This window comes from Paraconexibacter antarcticus, assembly GCF_024220175.1.
GTDB lineage: Bacteria > Actinomycetota > Thermoleophilia > Solirubrobacterales > Solirubrobacteraceae > Paraconexibacter > Paraconexibacter antarcticus.
Map to the genome: position 1 here is coordinate 3,591,279 of NZ_CP098502.1, position 16,958 is coordinate 3,608,236.

The following is a 16,958-nucleotide window of genomic DNA, read 5'->3' on the forward strand; positions in this document are numbered from 1 at the left end:
GCGTCGTTCGACGGGCGGGCGCGGGTCCCTGCTGTGGTGGACGGGTGGTCGGGCCGTTGCGCCCGGGGCGGGCCGTGAGGCTCACGGCGGCGGAGATGGCCGCGGGGACGCCGCCGCCGGAAGGGCCGGCCCCGCGATCAGCGCACACGGCAAGACCGGCGAACCCGCTACAGCGCAGCCAGCCGCGCCCCCAGCGCGTTCACGTCCCCCGCCCCCATGACGAGGACGAGGTCGCCGTCGCGCAGCCGCGGTGCCAGCACCCGCTCGACGTCGTCGAAGCCCGGCAGCCACAGCACCGGCATGCCGGGGCGGGCGTCGAGGGTCGTCTCGGCGAGCAGGCGGCCGGTGACGGCGGGGAAGTCCTCGGCGCGCTCGCGGGCGGGGTAGACGTCGACGAGGCAGACGACGTCCGCCCCGGCGAGGGCGCGCCCGAACTCGCCGGCGAGGTGCTCGGTCCGGCTGAAGAGGTGCGGCTGGAACACGGCGACCACGCGCGACGGCGTGAGGGACCGCGCGGCCTGGATCGTCGCCGCGACCTCGGTCGGGTGGTGCGCGTAGTCGTCGACGATCCGGGCGCCGCCCGCGGTGACGCCGAGCGTCTGGAAGCGCCGCCCCGCGCCCGGGAAGGTCGCCAGCGCGGCGCGGGCGGCCTCCGCGTCGACCCCGGCGAGCCTCAGGACGGCGAGGGCGGCGGCGGCGTTGCGCTGGTTGTGCTCGCCGGGGACGAGGAGCTCGAGAGGCTCCGCGGGCGCATCGAAGGCGACGGTGTCCGCCGCGCGGTCCCGCAGCGCGAGGACGTCCGGGCGGTCCCAGAGGACGGCGTGCGGCGGCGCGGCGAGGAACTGCCGGAAGACCGCGCGGACCTCCTCGAGCGAGCCGTAGGTGGCGTGGTGGTCGAGCTCGACGTTCGTCACGACCGCGATGTCGGTCTCGATCGACAGCAGGGAGCGGTCGGACTCGTCGGCCTCGACGACGAGCCACTCCCCCGCGCCCCACTCGGCGTTCCGGCCCGTGGAGACGAGGTCACCGCCGATGAGGTACGCGGGCTCCGCGCCGACCGCGAGCAGCGCGTGGGCGAGCATCGAAGTCGTGGTCGTCTTGCCGTGGGCGCCGGCCACCGCGATCGTCCGCTTCAGCGCGCTGAAGCGCCGCAGCAGCTCGGCCCGCGGATGGTCGGGGACGCCGCGCCGCGCCGCCTCCTCGCGCTCCGGGTTGGACGCCGGGATCGCCGTCGAGTGGAAGACCTCCACCCCGTCGCCCGGCGGGACGTTCGCCGCCGCATGCCCGGCCCGCGCGTCGACCCCGAGCGCGCGCAGCGCCGCGAGCCCCGGCGACTCGGCCTGATCGGAGCCCGAGACGGTCGCCCCGAGCGCGAGCGCGCAGCGGGCGTAGGCGCTCATCCCGGCCCCGCCGACCCCGACGAGGTGCAGCCGCTGCCCCGCCCACGGCAGCTCCGCGGCGCTCACGAGCGCGCCCCGGCCGCCGCGACGACCTCGGCCGAGATGTCGGCCGCCGCATCGGGACGGGCGAGCGCGGCGGACGCGTCGGCCATCCGGTGCAGGCGCCCGGGGGCGTCGAGCAGGCCGAGGACCTCGGCCGCGAGCCGCTCGGCGGTCACCTCGGCGTCCGGGACGAGCACCGCCGCACCGCCGTCCACCATCCAGCGCGCGTTGCCGGTCTGGTGGTCGGCCGCCGCGTGCGGGTAGGGCACGAGGATCGCCGGGCGGCCGGCAGCCGCGACCTCGAAGACCGAGCCGCCCGAGCGCCCGACGCACAGGTCGCAGGCCGCCAGCGCCTCGGCGAAGCCGTCGATGTACGCGCGCAGGTCGTAGTGGCCGCCGGCCGGGACGCGCTCGCGCAGCGACGCGAAGTCCCGCTCGCCGCAGGCGTGGAGGATCCGCAGGCCCGGCCGCGGCGCGGCGAACGCCTCGATCGCCGCCTCGTTGAGCGAGCGGGCCCCGAGCGACCCGCCGAAGATGAGGACGCAGGTGTCGCGCTCGCCGAGCTCGAAGCGCGCGCGGGCCGCGGCCCGGTCGGTCGCGGCGGGCGGGACGGGCCGGCCGGTGACGCGGTAGAGCGGGGCCTCGCGGCCGTCCAGCGGGAAGGCGAGGCAGACCCGGCGCGCCCGGGGCGCGAGCACGCGGTTCGTCAGGCCGAGGTGCGAGTCGGCCTCGGTAAGGACGAGCGGGATGCGCCGGGCGACCGCGACCGCCCCGATCGGCCCGGCGACGTAGCCGCCGCCGCCGAGGACGACGTCGGGGCGCTCGGCGCGCACGATCCGCCGCGCGGTCCCGAGCGCCGCGACCGCCCGCGCGGCGCCCCGGGCGGCCTTCAGCGGGTTCGAGCGCGAGAGGCCCTCGACCCGCAGCCGGTGCAGCTCGTAGCCGGCGGCCGGGACGAGGCGCGCCTCCGCGCGGTCCCCGCCGGCGAAGGCGACGTGGTGGCCGTCAGCCCGCAGCGCGTCGGCGACCGCCAGCGCGGGCACCACGTGTCCGGCTGTCCCGCCGGCGGCGATCAACACTCTCAGCATCGCTGCGGGATCCTGGCACGGCGCGGACATGGGCGACGCCTCCCTGCGCGACGTTCAGCAGGAGCCCCATGCCCATGAGCAGCACGAGGAGGTTCGTCGAGCCGTAGCTGATGAACGGCAGCGGCACCCCGGTCACCGGCGCCATCCCGAGCACCGTGAAGACGTTCAGCAGCCCCTGGCAGAGGATCATCGACGTCAGGCCCACGGCAAGGAGCTTGCCGTAGGCGCCCTGGGCGCCCTTGGCGACCCGCAGGCCCGCGTAGGCGATGAGGCCGTAGAGGAAGAGGACGACGGAGACGCCGATGACGCCGAGCTCCTCCCCGATGATCGCGAGGATGAAGTCCGTGTGGGCCTCGGGGAGGTAGAAGACCTTCTGGACCGACTCGCCGAGGCCGCGGCCGAAGAACCCGCCGGAGCCGAGCGCGATCTGCCCCTGCACCGCCTGCAGGCCGGTGTTCTGCGCGTCCGCCCACGGGTTCATGAACGAGGAGAGCCGCTGCATCCGGTACGGCTCGACGACGGCCATGAGGAGGACGAGGACCACCCCGCCGGCGATGAGCACGCCGAGGTAGCGGAGCGGGATCCCGGCGGCGACGAGGATCGCGCTGAGCGTCATCGCGATGACGAGCGCGGTGCCGATGTCCTTCGTCGCCACGAGCCCGACGCCGACGCAGCAGACGCCGGCCAGCGGGACGAGCAGCCGGCCCTCGCGGATGATCTTCGGCCGCGTCGCGAGGACCTTCACGACGTAGAGGAGCAGCGCGAGCTTCATGAGCTCGGAGGGCTGGAACTGCAGCGGGCCCGCGCCCAGCCAGCGCCGCGACCCGTTGACCGACACCCCGATGCCGGGGACGAGGACGAGGAACTGCATCGCGATGCACGCGCCGAGGAACGGCCCGGTGAGCTCGGCGATGACCTTCAGGCCGTGCCGCGCGATGACCTGCATGAGGACGAGGCCGATCGCGCCGAAGATGACGTAGCGGATGAGGTAGCTCGTCCCGTCCCCCTGGTGCTGGAGCAGCGTCTTCGCGCTCGAGGCGCTGTAGACCATGACCGCACCCGCCGCCAGGAGGCAGAACGTGGCGGTCAGGAGGATGTTGGCTTCCAGCGGTTGCGAGCGATCTCGCGGGGACGGCGGCGGCATCAGGCCTGGATTCGACGCGCACGCGCCGTTTCCTCATCACCCGATCATGAAAAGGCGCTCACGAGGGATCGGAAATGCCGGCCGCGCTCCTCGTAGTTCGCGTACTGCCCGAAGGACGCGCACGCCGGGGACAGCAGGACGACGTCGCCGGGGCGGGCGGCGGCGCGCGCCGCGGCGACGGCGGCCCCGAGGTCGCCGCGGTCGGTCCCGGTCCCGAGCGCCGCCTGCAGGCGGCCGGCGGCGGCCCCGACGAGCTGGACGGACGCGGCCCGCGCGGCGACCGGCGCCCGCAGCGGCCCGAAGTCCTCCTGCTTGGCGTCGTCGCCTCCGAGGATGAGGTGCAGCGGCGCGTCGATCGCCGCGAGCGCCGTCAGCGCGGACGCGACGTTCGTCGCCTTGGAGTCGTCGACGTAGCGCACGCCGTCGACGACGGCGATCTCGCGCAGGCGGTGCTCGACGCCGGCGAACGTCCGCAGCGCCTCGGCGATCGCGTCCTCCGGCAGCCCGCAGGCGCGCGCCGCCGCGACGACCGCCCGGGCGTTGGCGCGGTTGTGGGCGCCGGGGAGCGCGGGCTCGGCGGGCAGCTCGACGTCGTCGCTGAGCACCCGCGCCGCCGCCCCCGGCACCCGCCCCGCCACCGCGGCCGGGACGATCGCCACGTCCGTCGCGAGCTGCCGTCCGAACATACCGTCGAGCTTCGCCGCCGCGTACGCCTCGACCGACCCGTGCCAGTCGAGGTGGTCGGACTCGAGGTTGAGGAGGACGCCGACCTCGGGACGGAAGGCGAGCGTGTCGAACAGCTGGTAGCTCGAGCACTCCAGGACGACGGTCGTCCCCGGCTCGAGGTCCGTCCCGATGAGCGACGTGTACGGCAGGCCGACGTTGCCGACGACCCGGACCGGGCGGCCCGCGCAGCGCCACGCGTGGCCGAGCCACTCGGTGACGGTCGTCTTGCCGTTCGTCCCGGTGACGGCGACGACCGGCGCGCCGACGAGGCGCCAGGCGAGCTCGACCTCGCCGAGGACCGGGAGCCCCGCGGCCCGCGCCGCGGCGACGACCGGCGCGCGCGGCGGCACGCCCGGGGACTTCACGACGGCACGGGCGGCCCCGGTGCCGTCGAGCCGGGCGAGCCCGTCCACCCCCGTCTGAACCGGAAAGCCGACGTCCGCCGGCAGGGCGGGCGTCCCGCTGTCGACACCCGTCACCGTCGCCCCGCGCGCCGCGAGCGCCCGCCCGGCGGCGAGCCCGGAGCGCGCGAGCCCCACCACGAGCCACGGCCCCTCGGGCAGCGCTGGACGCGTCTCGTTCACCGGCCGGGCGCCGCTCAGGAGACGGACTGCTGGTAGATCGTGAAGCCGATGGCGCTGCACACCGCGGCGACGATCCAGAACCGCAGGATGATCTTCGTCTCCGACCAGCCCTCGATCTCGAAGTGGTGGTGGATCGGGGCCATCTTGAAGACCCGCTTGCGGAAGGTCTGGAACGAGAAGACCTGGATCATCACGCTCAGCGCCTCGACGACGAAGATGCCGCCGATGAGGACGAGCAGCTCCTCGGTCTTCGTCATGATCGCCAGCCCGCCGATGATGCCGCCGAGGCCGAGCGACCCGGTGTCCCCCATGAAGATCGTCGCCGGGAACGCGTTGTACCAGAGAAATCCGATGCAGGCCCCGACTCCGCAGCCGGCGAGCAGCGCGAGGTCCTGCTGACCCCGCGTGATGAACGTGATGCCGATGTAGGCGAGCAGGACGATCGACGTGCAGCCCGCGGCGAGGCCGTCGAGGCCGTCGGTGAGGTTCACCGCGTTCGTCGTGCCGGCGATGACGAGGTAGATGAAGACGGGGTAGAAGATCCCGAGGTCCACCGTCGCGTCGATCGACCGCAGGCGCACCGTCTCCTCCAGGCCCGCCTTGTCGACGGCGACCCACCAGAGGAAGAGCGTGATGCCGACGAGCCACAGGAGCTTCCAGCGGCCCTGGAGGCCGAGGTTGCGGCGGCGGAAGACCTTCTGCGCGTCGTCGAGGAAGCCGAGCAGCGCCGAGCCGATGCCGGCGCCGAAGACCCCGATCGCGCGCCAGTCGTAGTCGCACAGGATGAGGAACGGGACGGAGATCGCGATGAACATGATGATCCCGCCCATCGTCGGCGTGCCCGCCTTGGCGTGGTGGCCGGCCGGGCCCTCCTCGCGGATGTGCTGCCCGAACTCGCGCGCCCGCAGCGCCGCGATGAACCGCGGGCTCAGGAAGATGCAGAGGAGGAGCGATGCGGTGCCGCCGATGAGGATCTCACCCATGTGTGCTCCCGAGGTTCGCAGGCCCGGCGGCGCGGAGCGCCCCGGTCACGGCTTCCAGCCCCACCCCGCGGGACGCTTTGACGAGGACGGTGTCCCCCGGCTGCAGGAGCCCGGGGACGAGGACGGCGGCCGCCTCGGCGTCGGGGACCGCGTGGTCCCCGGCGTAGGCGGCGCTCAGCGGGCCGACGGCGACGAGCAGCTCGACGCCGGCGTCGCGGGCGTAGGCGCCGATCTGGGCGTGGTGCTCGTCCTCCCCCGGCCCGAGCTCGCGCATGTCGCCGAGGACGGCGACGCGGCGGCCGGGGGAGGTGGCGGCGAGGTCGTCGAGGGCGGCACGCATGGACAGGGGGTTCGCGTTGTAGCAGTCCTCGATGACGGTGATGTCGCCGTCGAGGTGCAGCCGCTGGCCGCGCATCTCGCTGAGGGTCAGCGCGACCTCGCCGGCCGGCTGCGCGCCGATCGCCCGGGCGGCGGCGAGCGCGGCGCAGGCGTCGGTCCGCACGTGGACGGGCTGCGCGTCGAGGCCGAAGCCGGCGAGCGCGCCGGGCTCCACGTCGGCCCCCGAGCCGGCCGGGCCGAACGTGACCGTCGTCAGGTCGGCGCGCAGGTGGGGCTCCAGCAGCGGCTCCCCCGCGGGCAGGACGGCGACGCCGCGCCCGGCCGGAAGTGCCGCGACGAGGGCGGCCTTCTCGGCGGCGATCGCCTCCATCGTCCCGAGCTGCTCGAGGTGGACCGGGCCGAGGGCGGTGATGACGCCGACGTCGGGCTCGGCGATCGCCGCGAGCTCGGCGATCTGCCCGGCGCCCCGCATGCCCATCTCGAGGACGAGCGCCTGGGTGCCGGCGGGGGCGCCGAGGACGGTCAGCGGCAGCCCGATCTCGGTGTTGAGGTTGCGCTCGTTCGCGGTGACGGCGACCCCGGAGGCGGCGAGCATCGCGGCGAGCAGGTCCTTCGTCGTCGTCTTGCCGACCGAGCCGGTGACGCCGATGACCGGGCAGCCGAGCGCGCGCCGCCACGCCGTCGCCAGCCGCTGCAGCGCGCGCAGCGGATCGGTCGCGACGAGGACGACCCCGGTCTCCCCGGCCGCGGCGACGGCCTCCTCGCCCCAGGCCTCGCCGACGAGGACGCCCCACGCGCCGCCCGCGAGCGCCCCGGGCGCGAAGCGGCCACCGTCGGCGTGCTCGCCCGGGAGCCCGGCGAAGAGGTCGCCCGGGCCGGCGGCCCGGGAGTCGATGGACGCGCGCACGGGGCCGCCGGCGGCCGCAGCGGCGCCCGACGCGAGCAGCCGCGCGCCCGCGGCGGTGGCGACCTGCTCAGGCGACCAGGCGCGCACGCAGGCTCTCCCGGGCCTCGGTGACGTCGTCGAAGGGCACCTTGCGCCCGCCCGCGAACTCCTGGCCCTGCTCGTGGCCCTTGCCGGCGATGAGGACGACGTCGCCCGTCTGCGCCGCGGCGACGGCGGCGGCGATCGCGGCGTGGCGGTCCTCGACGACCTCGATGCCCGTGCGCTCGGCGGAGATGCCCGCGACGATCTCGGCGAGGATCGCCGCCGGCTCCTCGGAGCGCGGGTTGTCGCTCGTGACGAAGACGAGGTCGGCCTCGGCGGCGGCGATCGACCCCATCTGCGGGCGCTTGCCGCGGTCCCGGTCCCCGCCCGCGCCGAACACGACGATGACGCGGCCGCGGCCCGTCACGAGGTCACGCGCGGCCCGCAGGACGTTCTGCAGCGAGTCCGGCGTGTGGGCGTAGTCGACGAGCACGGCGAAGTCCTGGCCCTCGACGACGGGCTCCATCCGGCCCGGCGCCTTGATCGCGCTCGGCAGGGCCGCGGCGATCGTCTCGTCGCCGACGCCGAGGGCGCGGGCGACGGCGATCGCGCCGAGCGCGTTGAGGACGTTGAACCGGCCGGGGAGCGGGAGCGTGAGCGAGCGCCCGTCGAGGACGAACGTGCTCGACGTGAGGCCGAAGGCGACATCCGTGGCGCGCAGGTCGGCGGCCGGGTGGTCGATCGCGAACGTCGTGACGTGCGGGAACTCCTCGCTGAGCCGGTCGCCGTAGGCGTCGTCGAGGTTCACGGCGATCGGGACGTGTTGGCGGTCGGCCGCGGCGATGAGCAGCCGCTTGGCCTGGAAGTACTCCTCCATGCCCGGGTGGAAGTCGAGGTGGTCCTGCGTGAGGTTCGTGAAGATCGCGCCGGCCCAGTGGATCGCGTCGGCGCGGTGCAGCTCGAGCGCGTGCGAGGAGACCTCCATGACGCAGTGCGTGTCCCCCGCGGCGAGCATCGCCGCGAACGTCGCCTGCAGGTCGATCGCCTCCGGCGTCGTGCGCTCCGCCGGCGTCTCGACCCCGCCGACGACCGAGGAGACGGTGCCGAGCAGCCCGGTCCGGTGGCCGCCCGCCTCCAGCAGCGAGCGGACGAGGTAGGCGCTCGTCGTCTTGCCGTTCGTCCCCGTGACGCCGACGGTCCGCAGCGTCCGGGTCGGGTCGCCGCTGAAGGCCGCCGCGGCGGCGGCCATGGCGACCCTGACGTCCTCCACGACGAGCTGCGGGACCGCGAGCCCCGGCAGCACGTGGGTGACGACGAGCGCTGCGGCCCCGCGCTTGACGGCGTCCGGCGCGAAGTCGTGGCCGTCGCGGGTGAACCCGGGGACGCAGAAGAAGAGGGCGCCCGGCCGCACGGCGCGGTTGTCGTAGGCCAGGGCGGTGATCTTCACCTCGGCCGCCGGGGACGCCGCGTGCGCGGCCGCCACGGGCAGGACGTCGCCGAGCCTCACGAGCGGCGCCTGTGCAGGGGCGTGCGGCGGGCCGTCATCGCCGGGAACGATACCCGGGTCGCCGGATCGGGCCGGGCCCGGCCCGGGGCGGCGCGACCGACCGCGGTCCTGCCAGGATGGGGGCATGTCCGTCGTGAAGATCAACGCCATCACCGTCCCGCGCGAGCGCTTCGACGAGTTCGAGCGCCGGTTCGCGACCCGGGCGGGCCGCGTCTCGGACGCCGAGGGCTTCGAGTCCTTCGAGCTCCTGCGGCCGAACGACGACCGCGAGGTCTGCCTCGTCATCACCCGCTGGGCCTCGGAGGAGGCGTTCCTCGGGTGGGTGCGCAGCCCCGACTTCGCCGCCGGGCACGCGCAGCACCGCGAGGAGGGCCCCGTCGGCACCGGGAGCGAGATCTGGTCCTTCGACGTCCTCGAGACCGAGCGCGCCCCGGCCGGACCCGCTGCGACGGCCTAGGGCCGGTAGCGGGCCGGCAGCTCCGGCCCGTAGGCCTGCTCGGCGGAGACGAGCAGGTTGAAGTGCACGAGGTGCCAGAGCGCGGCGACGCCGTCGCGCCAGTTGATCTTCTTGCCCGCCAGGCGGGTCCGGGGCGCGTAGGAGATCGGCAGCTCGAAGACCCGCGCCTGGGCCTTGGCGACGTAGGCGGTCACCTCGACCTCGAAGCCGAAGCGGTCCGAGCGCAGACGCATCGACTGCACGAGGTCGGTGCGGAAGAGCTTGTAGCACGTCTCCATGTCGCTGAGGTAGATGCCGCTCAGGAGGTTCGAGAGCAGCGTCAGGACGCGGTTGATGAGGTAGTGGAAGGTGCGGTGGACCTGCGGCCGCTCGCGGCGGAAGCGCGAGCCGTAGACGACGTCGGCCCGGTCCTCGAGCAGCGGCTCGAGGAGCTTCGGGATGTCGGCGGGGTCGTACTCCCAGTCGGCGTCCTGGACGACGACGAAGTCCCCGGTCGCGGCGGCGATCCCGGCGCGCACCGCGGCGCCCTTGCCCCGGTTCACCGGCTGCGGGAGGAAGCGGAGGCCGTGCGCCGCCGCGACGCGCCCGAGCACGTCGGCGGTCCCGTCCGACGATCCGTCGTCGACGACGATCCACTCGCGGTCGATGGGGCACGGCGTCGCGAGCAGCCGGTCGAGGACCGCCTCGATGTCCCCCACCTCGTTGAAGACCGGCACGACGACGGAGAGCACGGGGCCGGGCATCGGGTGGGGTTCTACCGGTTCTTAACGGCAGACGGCGAGCCGAAGCTCGCCGTCGCGCGCCAACCAGTGTGCGGGGCACCGGTGGACGGTGGGTACCGCCAATCGTCCTACTTGACGGTGAAGTCGGTGTACATCCCGCCTTGGTAATGACCGGGAAGGTTGCACACCAAAGCGTAGTGCCCAGCCTTCAGTTCCAACGTGAGAGCCTTCTTCGCTCCGACCGTGAGCGCGCGATCGCCGAGCTCGCCGACCTTCCCGCGCAGGTCGGCGCCGAGGCCGCTGCGGAGGTCCGCGGCCCGCTCGTCCGTCCGCACGACGACGAACTCGTGCGGGATCGCACCGTCGTTCGTCACCGCGAAGGTGACCTTCCCGGCGGCGACCTGCTTCGGGGTCGCCACGATCCGGTACTCGGTCTCGTCGACGCTCACGGTGCCGTCGGCGGCGGTGTTCGCCGCGGCCGGACCCGACCCGGGGCCGGGGTCGGCCGAGGACTCACCGCCGCAGCCGCTCGCCGTGGCGAGGGCCGGAAAGCCCAGGCACAGCAGCGCGAGACGGTGACGACGCGACATCGACCGTCACTGTCGCGACCGCGGGTGAGGAGCGCGTGAGCGGCCGGTGAGAGAACGCTCATCGCCCGGCTCGGGGTCCGCGACGAAGCCGGGCAGCCGCACGGCGACGCGGGCGCCGCCGAGCGGGGCGTCCTCGACCCACGCCTCCCCGCCGTGTGCGGCGGCGATCGCCTGGACGATCGCGAGGCCGAGCCCGGTGCCGGTCCCCGTCCCGCGGGGGCCGTGCGCGTCGGCACGGTGGAAGCGCGCGAAGACGCGCTCGCGCTCGGTCGCCGGGATGCCGGGACCGTCGTCGTCGACGCCGATCGCCACCCAGCCCGGCGCCTCCTCCCGGGCCCAGACCATGACGGTGCCGCCGGGCCGGGTGTGCTCGGTGGCGTTGCGCAGGAGGTTGCGCACCGCCTGCGCCAGGCGGTCGGGGTCCGCGCGCAGCGTCCCGCTCGGCCCCCCGGCGAAGCGGAAGTCGCGGTCGGCGGTCGCGCGCTGCGCCTCGAGCAGCTCGTCGAGGGTCGCCGGGAGCGAGACCCGCCCCGGGCGCAGGAAGCCGACGTCCTGGGCGTGCGTGAGCACGAGCAGGTCCTCGACCATCCGCCCCATCCGCTCGACCTCGGTGCGCACGAGCCGCTCGACGCGCCGGACCTCCTCCGCCGACGGGTGGGCCTCGAGCGCGAGGACCTCGAGCTGCCCGCGGATGACGGTCAGCGGCGTGCGCAGCTCGTGCGAGGCGTCGGCGACGAACGCGTTCTGGCGGTCGAAGGCGGACTGCAGGCGGTCGAGCATCGAGTCGAACGCGTCGGCGAGGACGGCGATGTCGTCCCCGCTCGCGGCCGGGACCTCGCCGGCCATCCGCGGGTCGAGGTCCCCCTCCTGGATGCGGGCCGCGACGCCGGCCATGCGCCGCAGCGGGCGCGCGATCCGCGTCCCGAGCAGGACCGCCGCCGCCGTCGCGAGCGCGAGCGCGAGGAGGCCCGCGAGGATGAACGAGCGCAGGACGCCGGCCTGTGCGCGGTCGACGAGGCGGGTGCTCTCCCCCACGCCGAGGAAGACCGTCCCGGCGCCGGTGTCGACCGCCCGGACGAGGACGCGGACCCGGTGCCCGTCGGGCAGGGCGACGGTGTGGCGGCCCGGCGGCAGGCGCAGGATGGCGCGGGCCCGTGCGCGGGCGTCGGGCTCCGCGTCGGGCGTCGTGAGGTCCGCGTCGTTCGTGACCGGCGTGCCCCGGGGCAGGCGGGCGAACAGCAGCCGGGCGTTCGGCGCGTAGGGCTGCCCGCGGACGAACGCCTGCGCCGAGCTGCGGACCCCGGCCGTGCCGCCGCCCACCCCGCCGACGACGCGCTCGAACGCCTGCATGTCCCCCGCGAGGTCGCCGTCGAGCTGCGTGCGGACCTGTCCGCCGGTCCCCGCGTAGACCGCCCCGAACGCGACCGCGAGTGCGGCGAGCACGATCGCGGCGACCCCGAGCGTGAGGCGCCGCCGGATCGTCACGGGCTACCGGGCCCGCAGGCGGTACCCGACCGAGCGCAGGGTCTGGATCGGCGCGGGGCTGGACGGGAGCGCGAGCTTGCGGCGCAGGTACCCGACGTAGACCTCGACGATGTTCGTCTGCGGGTCGAAGTCGTAGCCCCACACGGCGCTGAGGAGCTGCTCGCGGCTGAGGACCTGGTTCGGGTGGCGGAGGAAGTGCGTCAGGAGCTCGAACTCCTTCGCGGACAGGTGGATCGACTGCCCGTCGCGGGTCACCTCGCGGGTGAGCAGGTCGGCGTGGATGCCGCCGGCCTCGAGCTCGGTCGTCTTCACCTGGACCGGGCCGCGGAGGTGGGCGCGCACGCGGGCGGCGAGCTCCTCGAACGCGAACGGCTTGGAGACGTAGTCCGTCGCGCCCGCGTCGAGGCCCTCGACGCGGTCGGCGACCTCCGCGCGCGCGGTGAGGAGGATCACCGGGAGCGCCGGCTTCTCGGCCCGCACGGCGCGGAGCACCTCGAGGCCGTCGCGACCCGGGAGCATGCGGTCGAGCACGACGAGGTCGATGTCGCCGCCGAGCGCGCGCTCCTGCCCGCTCGGCCCGTCGTGCGCGATCTCGACCTGATGGCCCTCGGCGCGCAGACCTCGCTGCACGAAGTCGGCGATGGCGGGCTCGTCCTCGACGACCAGAATGCGCACCGGCGGATCGTAGCCTTCTCGGGGCGGCATCCCGTCGGACTACTTCGGCGGGATCTGCAGGTACTGCAGGGCGAACTGCGCGATGTCGCCGAAGGCCGGGGCCGCGACGACGCCGCCGTAGATCGCGCCCTGCGGCTGGTCGACCATGACGGACACGAGGAGCTTCGGCTTCGCCGCGGGCGCGAACCCGACAAACGAGGCGACGTAGTTCGTGCTCGAGTACTCGTGGGTGACCGGGTCGACCTTGTTCGCCGTTCCCGTCTTGCCGGCCAGCTGGTAGCCCGGGATCGAGACCTCGGCGGCGGTCCCGCCGGGGGCGAAGACGCCTTCGAGCATCTGCCGGATCTCGGCCGAGACCTGCTCGGAGATGACGCGGTGACCGCGCGGCCGCGGGACCGGGACCCCGCCGACGTCCTTGACGATCTGCGGGCGGCGGAGGATGCCGCCGTTCGCGAGCGCGCTGTAGGCCGTCGCGATCTGCAGCGGGGTGACGGCCTCGCCCTGCCCGATCGGGAGGTTGCCCATCGACGAGCCGGAGTACTGGGAGACCTTCGGCTGGATGCCGCGCTCCTCCCCGGGGAGGTCGATCCCGGTCGGCTTGCCGAACCCGAAGGCCCGGATCCAGTGGTCGAAGCGCACACGGCCCTGCGCGAGGCCGATCGTGATCGCGCCGACGTTCGAGGACTTCGCGAGGATCTGCGCCGTCGTCAGCGCCTCCGGGCCGCGGTCCTCGGCGTCGTGGATCGTCCGGTCGGCGACGGTGATCGTCGGCGCGAGGTCGTAGACCGTGCTCGGGGTCGTCGTGTGGTCCTCGAGCGCGCCCGCGACGGTGAACGGCTTGAACGTCGAGCCCGGCTCGTACGTGTAGCCGACCGCCCGGTTCTGACGGGCCTCGGCCGGGGCGCCCGCCGGGTCGTTCGGATCGACGCGCGGCCAGTTCGCCATCGCGAGGACCTCGTTCGTGCGCGGGTCCATGACGACGGCGGTCGCGGACTTCGGGCGGTACTTCTCCCCGATCCCGGCGAGGACGCTCTCGGCGTGCTGCTGGATCGCGGCGTCGAGCGTGAGCTGCACCTTCGCCCCGGGGCGCGCCTGCTTGAGGTCGGTGACCTGGAGGGGCTGGCCGAGCGCGTCGCGGAGCGTGCGGACCTTGCCGGCGCTGCCCGAGAGCACCCGGTTGCGCGAGTACTCCAGGCCCTCACGGCCGACCGTGGTCCCGTTGTCGTCCCGGCCGACGATCCCGAGGACCTGGCCGGCGAGCAGTCCGCGGGGGTAGGTGCGGTGCTCGCTCGGCTCCTGGCTGATCCCGTTGATGCCGAGCGCCTTGATCCGGTCGGCGTCGACACCCGGGACCTGGCGGGCGACGATGACGTAGCCCGAATCCGGCTTCGTGATCGCCCGCAGGACCGCGTCGGCGCCCATGTGCACGAGCGGGGCGAGCTTGCCCGCGATCCTCGCCGGGCTGGCCTTCCTGATGAGGTACGGGTTCGCGATGACGGTCGCCGACTGCTCGCTCACGGCGAGCTCGTCACCGTTGCGGTCGGTGATCGTGCCGCGCCGGGCGGGGACGACGTCGACGGCGACCTGCTGGGTCGCGGCGACGCGCGTCAGGGCGCCGCCGCGGACGGTCCCGAAGTACAGCGCCCGCCCGAAGGCGAGGACGAGCAGGAGCAGGAACGCCGCGAAGAGCAGCCCGATGCGGCGATCCAGCAGCGACACGGCTCAGCCCTGCGGGGTCGCGGCGCCGGTGGCGGCCCCGGCGGCCGGCGGTGAGACGCCCCCGGTGGGCCCGGTCTGCTGGGTCGCCGGCGCCTGCTGCGTCGTGGCGGCGACGTGCGTGGCGGCCGGGGTGGCGGCGGCCGTCGTGGCAGCGGGCGTCGTGGCGGCGGGCGTCGCGGCCGTCGTGGCGGCGGGCGTGGGGGCCGGGGTGGCGGCGGGCGTCGCGGTGTCGGCGACCCGCGCCTTCGCGGCGTCCGACGGGCTCGCGATGCCGCGGGCGGCGACCGTGGCGGAGACCGCGCCCGCCGTCCGGTAGCGGACGCTCCCCGCGGCCGGCATGACGAGGCCCTGCTGGGCGGCGACGTCCTGGACGCGCTGGCCGGCGTCCATCTCCGAGATCTGGGTCTGCAGGGCCGAGTTCTGCCGCTCGAGGACGGCGGCCTTCTGCATGTCCTGGCCGATGCCCGTGTTGAGGCTCAGCAGCGAGACCTGCAGGAAGACGAGCCCGATGAGCATCGCGCCGATGAGGCCGATCCACAGGCGGCCGCGGATGAGCCGGTCGAGGAAGCGGGCGTCCTGGAGGCCGGCGGCGCGGCGCGCGATGCGCAGGCCGAGCGGCGTGTAGGCGGGGATGCCCAGCGGCAGGGCCGCCGAGCCGACGCCTCCGGCGAACGACGGCGTGCCCGGCCCGCGGAGGCCGGCGAGCCCGGCGGCGGGCCCGGAGACGCGGCGGGCGCCGCGAGGCATCGCGGCCTTCCGGGAGCGGGCGGGTGCGGCGGCACGCTTCCGGGGTGCGGTCGCGGGATGGGCGGCGGCCGAACGGACCCGCTGCGCGGGTGCGGTCGTGGGCGGGGTCATGCGGACTCCTCCATGTGGAGCTTGCGGGCGACGCGCAGGCGCGCGGACTTCGAGCGGGGGTTCGCGGCGATCTCGCCGGGCGTCGGGACGACCGAACGGCGGGTGACGAGCTCGGCTGCGGGGGTGCGCCCGCAGACGCACACCGGGAAGTCCGGCGGGCACACACATCCCTGGGCGCGGTCGGCCAGGAAGCGCTTCACGCGCCGGTCTTCGAGGGAGTGGAACGAGATCCCTGCCAGGCGCCCGCCGACCTTCAGGCAGTCCCAGGCGAGCGGGAGGGCGTCGTCGACCTCGCGCAGCTCGTCGTTCACGGCGATGCGGATCGCCTGGAAGCTCCGCTTCGCGGGGTGGCCGCCGGCGAACCGGGCCGGGATCGGGATCGCGGAGACGATGACGTCGACGAGCTCCGTCGTCGTCGTGATCGGGTGCTCCTCGCGCGTGTTCACGATGCGCCGCGCGATCTGCCGGGCGTAGCGCTCCTCGCCGAACTCCCGGAGGATCCCCGCGATGCGGCGCTCGTCCCAGGTCGCGACGAGGTCGGCCGCGGAGAACGACTGCGTCGTGTCCATCCGCATGTCGAGCGGCGCGTCGTAGGCGTAGGAGAACCCGCGCTCGCGCGTGTCGACCTGCATCGAGGACATGCCGAGGTCGAGGTAGACGAGGTCGGCCTGGAGCCCCTCGGCGGCGAGCTGGGCGAGGCCGGTCGCGAAGGACGCGCCGATGAAGCGCGTCGCGCACGGCACCTCGGTCGCGAACGCCTCGAAGCGCTCGAGGGCGGCGGGGTCGCGGTCGATGGCGATGAGCATCCCGTCGCGACCGAGCCGGTCGGCGACGAGCCGCGCGTGGCCGCCCCCGCCGAACGTGCAGTCGACGACGGTCTGGCCCGGCTGCGGGTCGCCGAGCTCGATGAGCTCGCCGGCGAGCACGGGGACGTGATCGGTGGGCACGGTCTGGAGCCTCATGCGGACGGAGCGGGCGGGAAGGGGACGACGTTCGTCGCGAAGGGCGCGGTGAGCTCGGCGATGTCGAGCTTGCTGTTGTAGTCCTGCCAGGTCGCGCGGTCCCAGATCTCCATCCGGGTGCGGATGCCGGTGACGACGACGTCCTTCGTGAGGCCCGCGTGCTCGATGAGGAAGGCCGGGAGCATGATGCGGCCGGCGGAGTCGAGCTCGACGTCGTACGAGTTGGCCTGGAAGTACCGCTCGAACTGGTCGCGGCGCGGGTCCAGCTCGTGCAGCTGCGAGATCGCCGTCTCCGTGTACGCGTCGAAGCGCTCGGGCGTCCACACCGAGACGCAGTCGGCCGTGCCCTTGGAGAGGACGATGCCGTCGGCCAGCGAAGGACGCCACTTGGCGGGAACCGTCAGGCGGTTCTTCGCGTCAAGCGTGTAGTCGAAGGTGCCTCGGAAGGTGGCCATGGTCGCGTCCGGCGTCCTGCCAGAGAAGAAGTCGCGGGCCGGGATGGAGGAGTGGGAGGAGCCCCTCCACCCCGGTCCGCTGAGCGCACGGTAACCCACTCTCCCCCACCCAGCAACCCTTTTTGCACACGATTCCCCACCACGCCTCCCCGGCGTTGGGTCTTGCCGTCGTGAAAGTACGTTTTTGCAGGAAGAACTCCCGGTGGGGGAGCGTGGGGGAACAGACGTCCAGTCGCCGCACGTTCCGGTGCAGATCGCGGTCCCGCAAGGCGCGGTGCAGGATCCGGGGCGATC

16 protein-coding genes are annotated in these 16,958 nt (G+C 74.5%); 1 reads left to right on the plus strand and 15 read right to left on the minus strand.

Translation table 11 applies throughout. The annotated features are described in order from the left end of the window. Nucleotides 1–167: 167 nt before the first annotated feature. From NBH00_RS17560 to NBH00_RS17590, 7 genes are read right to left on the minus strand one after another with little or no spacing between them, the layout of a single operon-like run. Nucleotides 168–1,466, minus strand: a complete 1,299-nt coding sequence (locus tag NBH00_RS17560) for a UDP-N-acetylmuramate--L-alanine ligase (protein WP_254569893.1) — start codon at nucleotides 1,464–1,466, stop codon at nucleotides 168–170. Continuing rightward, the gene (locus NBH00_RS17565) at nucleotides 1,463–2,485 is read right to left on the minus strand and encodes a UDP-N-acetylglucosamine--N-acetylmuramyl-(pentapeptide) pyrophosphoryl-undecaprenol N-acetylglucosamine transferase (protein WP_254569894.1); all 1,023 of its coding nucleotides are present in this window, start codon (nucleotides 2,483–2,485) and stop codon (nucleotides 1,463–1,465) included. Before NBH00_RS17565 ends, NBH00_RS17560 begins: the two co-directional genes overlap by 4 nt. Further along, entirely contained in the window at nucleotides 2,448–3,674 is a 1,227-nt protein-coding gene (gene ftsW, locus NBH00_RS17570) for a putative lipid II flippase FtsW (protein ID WP_254569895.1), read from the minus strand. The genes NBH00_RS17565 and ftsW overlap by 38 nt, the downstream gene beginning before the upstream one ends. A gap of 44 nt (nucleotides 3,675–3,718) precedes the next feature. Further along, the gene (locus NBH00_RS17575; RefSeq protein WP_254569896.1) at nucleotides 3,719–4,984 is read right to left on the minus strand and encodes a Mur ligase family protein; all 1,266 of its coding nucleotides are present in this window, start codon (nucleotides 4,982–4,984) and stop codon (nucleotides 3,719–3,721) included. Nucleotides 4,985–4,998: 14 nt separating this feature from the next. Then, on the minus strand, nucleotides 4,999–5,967 hold the full coding sequence (gene mraY / locus NBH00_RS17580; RefSeq protein WP_254569897.1) for a phospho-N-acetylmuramoyl-pentapeptide-transferase: 969 nt from the start codon (nucleotides 5,965–5,967) through the stop codon (nucleotides 4,999–5,001). Continuing rightward, the gene (locus tag NBH00_RS17585) at nucleotides 5,960–7,300 is read right to left on the minus strand and encodes a UDP-N-acetylmuramoyl-tripeptide--D-alanyl-D-alanine ligase (RefSeq protein WP_254569898.1); all 1,341 of its coding nucleotides are present in this window, start codon (nucleotides 7,298–7,300) and stop codon (nucleotides 5,960–5,962) included. Before NBH00_RS17585 ends, mraY begins: the two co-directional genes overlap by 8 nt. Next, a complete protein-coding gene (locus NBH00_RS17590; protein ID WP_254569899.1) occupies nucleotides 7,281–8,741 on the minus strand; it encodes a UDP-N-acetylmuramoyl-L-alanyl-D-glutamate--2,6-diaminopimelate ligase in 1,461 nt (486 codons plus the stop codon). Before NBH00_RS17590 ends, NBH00_RS17585 begins: the two co-directional genes overlap by 20 nt. A 124-nt stretch (nucleotides 8,742–8,865) precedes the next feature. Between NBH00_RS17590 and NBH00_RS17595 the strand changes: the two genes are divergently transcribed. Further along, nucleotides 8,866–9,198 (plus strand): antibiotic biosynthesis monooxygenase family protein, encoded by a 333-nt coding sequence (locus NBH00_RS17595; protein WP_254569900.1) that lies wholly within the window; start codon nucleotides 8,866–8,868, stop codon nucleotides 9,196–9,198. Here the strand turns inward: NBH00_RS17595 and NBH00_RS17600 are convergent. The 8 genes from NBH00_RS17600 to mraZ form a co-directional block, all read right to left on the minus strand. Then, the gene (locus NBH00_RS17600) at nucleotides 9,195–9,941 is read right to left on the minus strand and encodes a glycosyltransferase family 2 protein (RefSeq protein WP_254569901.1); all 747 of its coding nucleotides are present in this window, start codon (nucleotides 9,939–9,941) and stop codon (nucleotides 9,195–9,197) included. The genes NBH00_RS17595 and NBH00_RS17600 overlap by 4 nt on opposite strands. 107 nt (nucleotides 9,942–10,048) lie before the next feature. Then, nucleotides 10,049–10,510, minus strand: coding sequence for a sulfocyanin-like copper-binding protein (locus NBH00_RS17605; protein WP_254569902.1), 462 nt, complete (start codon nucleotides 10,508–10,510; stop codon nucleotides 10,049–10,051). A gap of 6 nt (nucleotides 10,511–10,516) precedes the next feature. Further along, the gene (locus NBH00_RS17610) at nucleotides 10,517–11,995 is read right to left on the minus strand and encodes a sensor histidine kinase (protein WP_254569903.1); all 1,479 of its coding nucleotides are present in this window, start codon (nucleotides 11,993–11,995) and stop codon (nucleotides 10,517–10,519) included. 3 nt (nucleotides 11,996–11,998) lie between these two features. After that, entirely contained in the window at nucleotides 11,999–12,700 is a 702-nt protein-coding gene (locus tag NBH00_RS17615; RefSeq protein WP_437126593.1) for a response regulator transcription factor, read from the minus strand. Between the two features lie 9 nt (nucleotides 12,701–12,709). Then, nucleotides 12,710–14,389, minus strand: coding sequence for a peptidoglycan D,D-transpeptidase FtsI family protein (locus tag NBH00_RS17620; protein ID WP_254569905.1), 1,680 nt, complete (start codon nucleotides 14,387–14,389; stop codon nucleotides 12,710–12,712). Nucleotides 14,390–14,392: 3 nt separating this feature from the next. Further along, nucleotides 14,393–15,247 (minus strand): hypothetical protein, encoded by an 855-nt coding sequence (locus NBH00_RS17625; protein WP_254569906.1) that lies wholly within the window; start codon nucleotides 15,245–15,247, stop codon nucleotides 14,393–14,395. Next, nucleotides 15,244–16,194: a 16S rRNA (cytosine(1402)-N(4))-methyltransferase RsmH gene (gene rsmH / locus NBH00_RS17630; RefSeq protein WP_254569907.1), complete on the minus strand. Its 951-nt coding sequence runs from the start codon at nucleotides 16,192–16,194 to the stop codon at nucleotides 15,244–15,246. The genes NBH00_RS17625 and rsmH overlap by 4 nt, the downstream gene beginning before the upstream one ends. An 11-nt stretch (nucleotides 16,195–16,205) precedes the next feature. Continuing rightward, on the minus strand, nucleotides 16,206–16,664 hold the full coding sequence (mraZ, locus tag NBH00_RS17635; RefSeq protein WP_254569908.1) for a division/cell wall cluster transcriptional repressor MraZ: 459 nt from the start codon (nucleotides 16,662–16,664) through the stop codon (nucleotides 16,206–16,208). Between the last annotated feature and the right edge of the window lie 294 nt (nucleotides 16,665–16,958).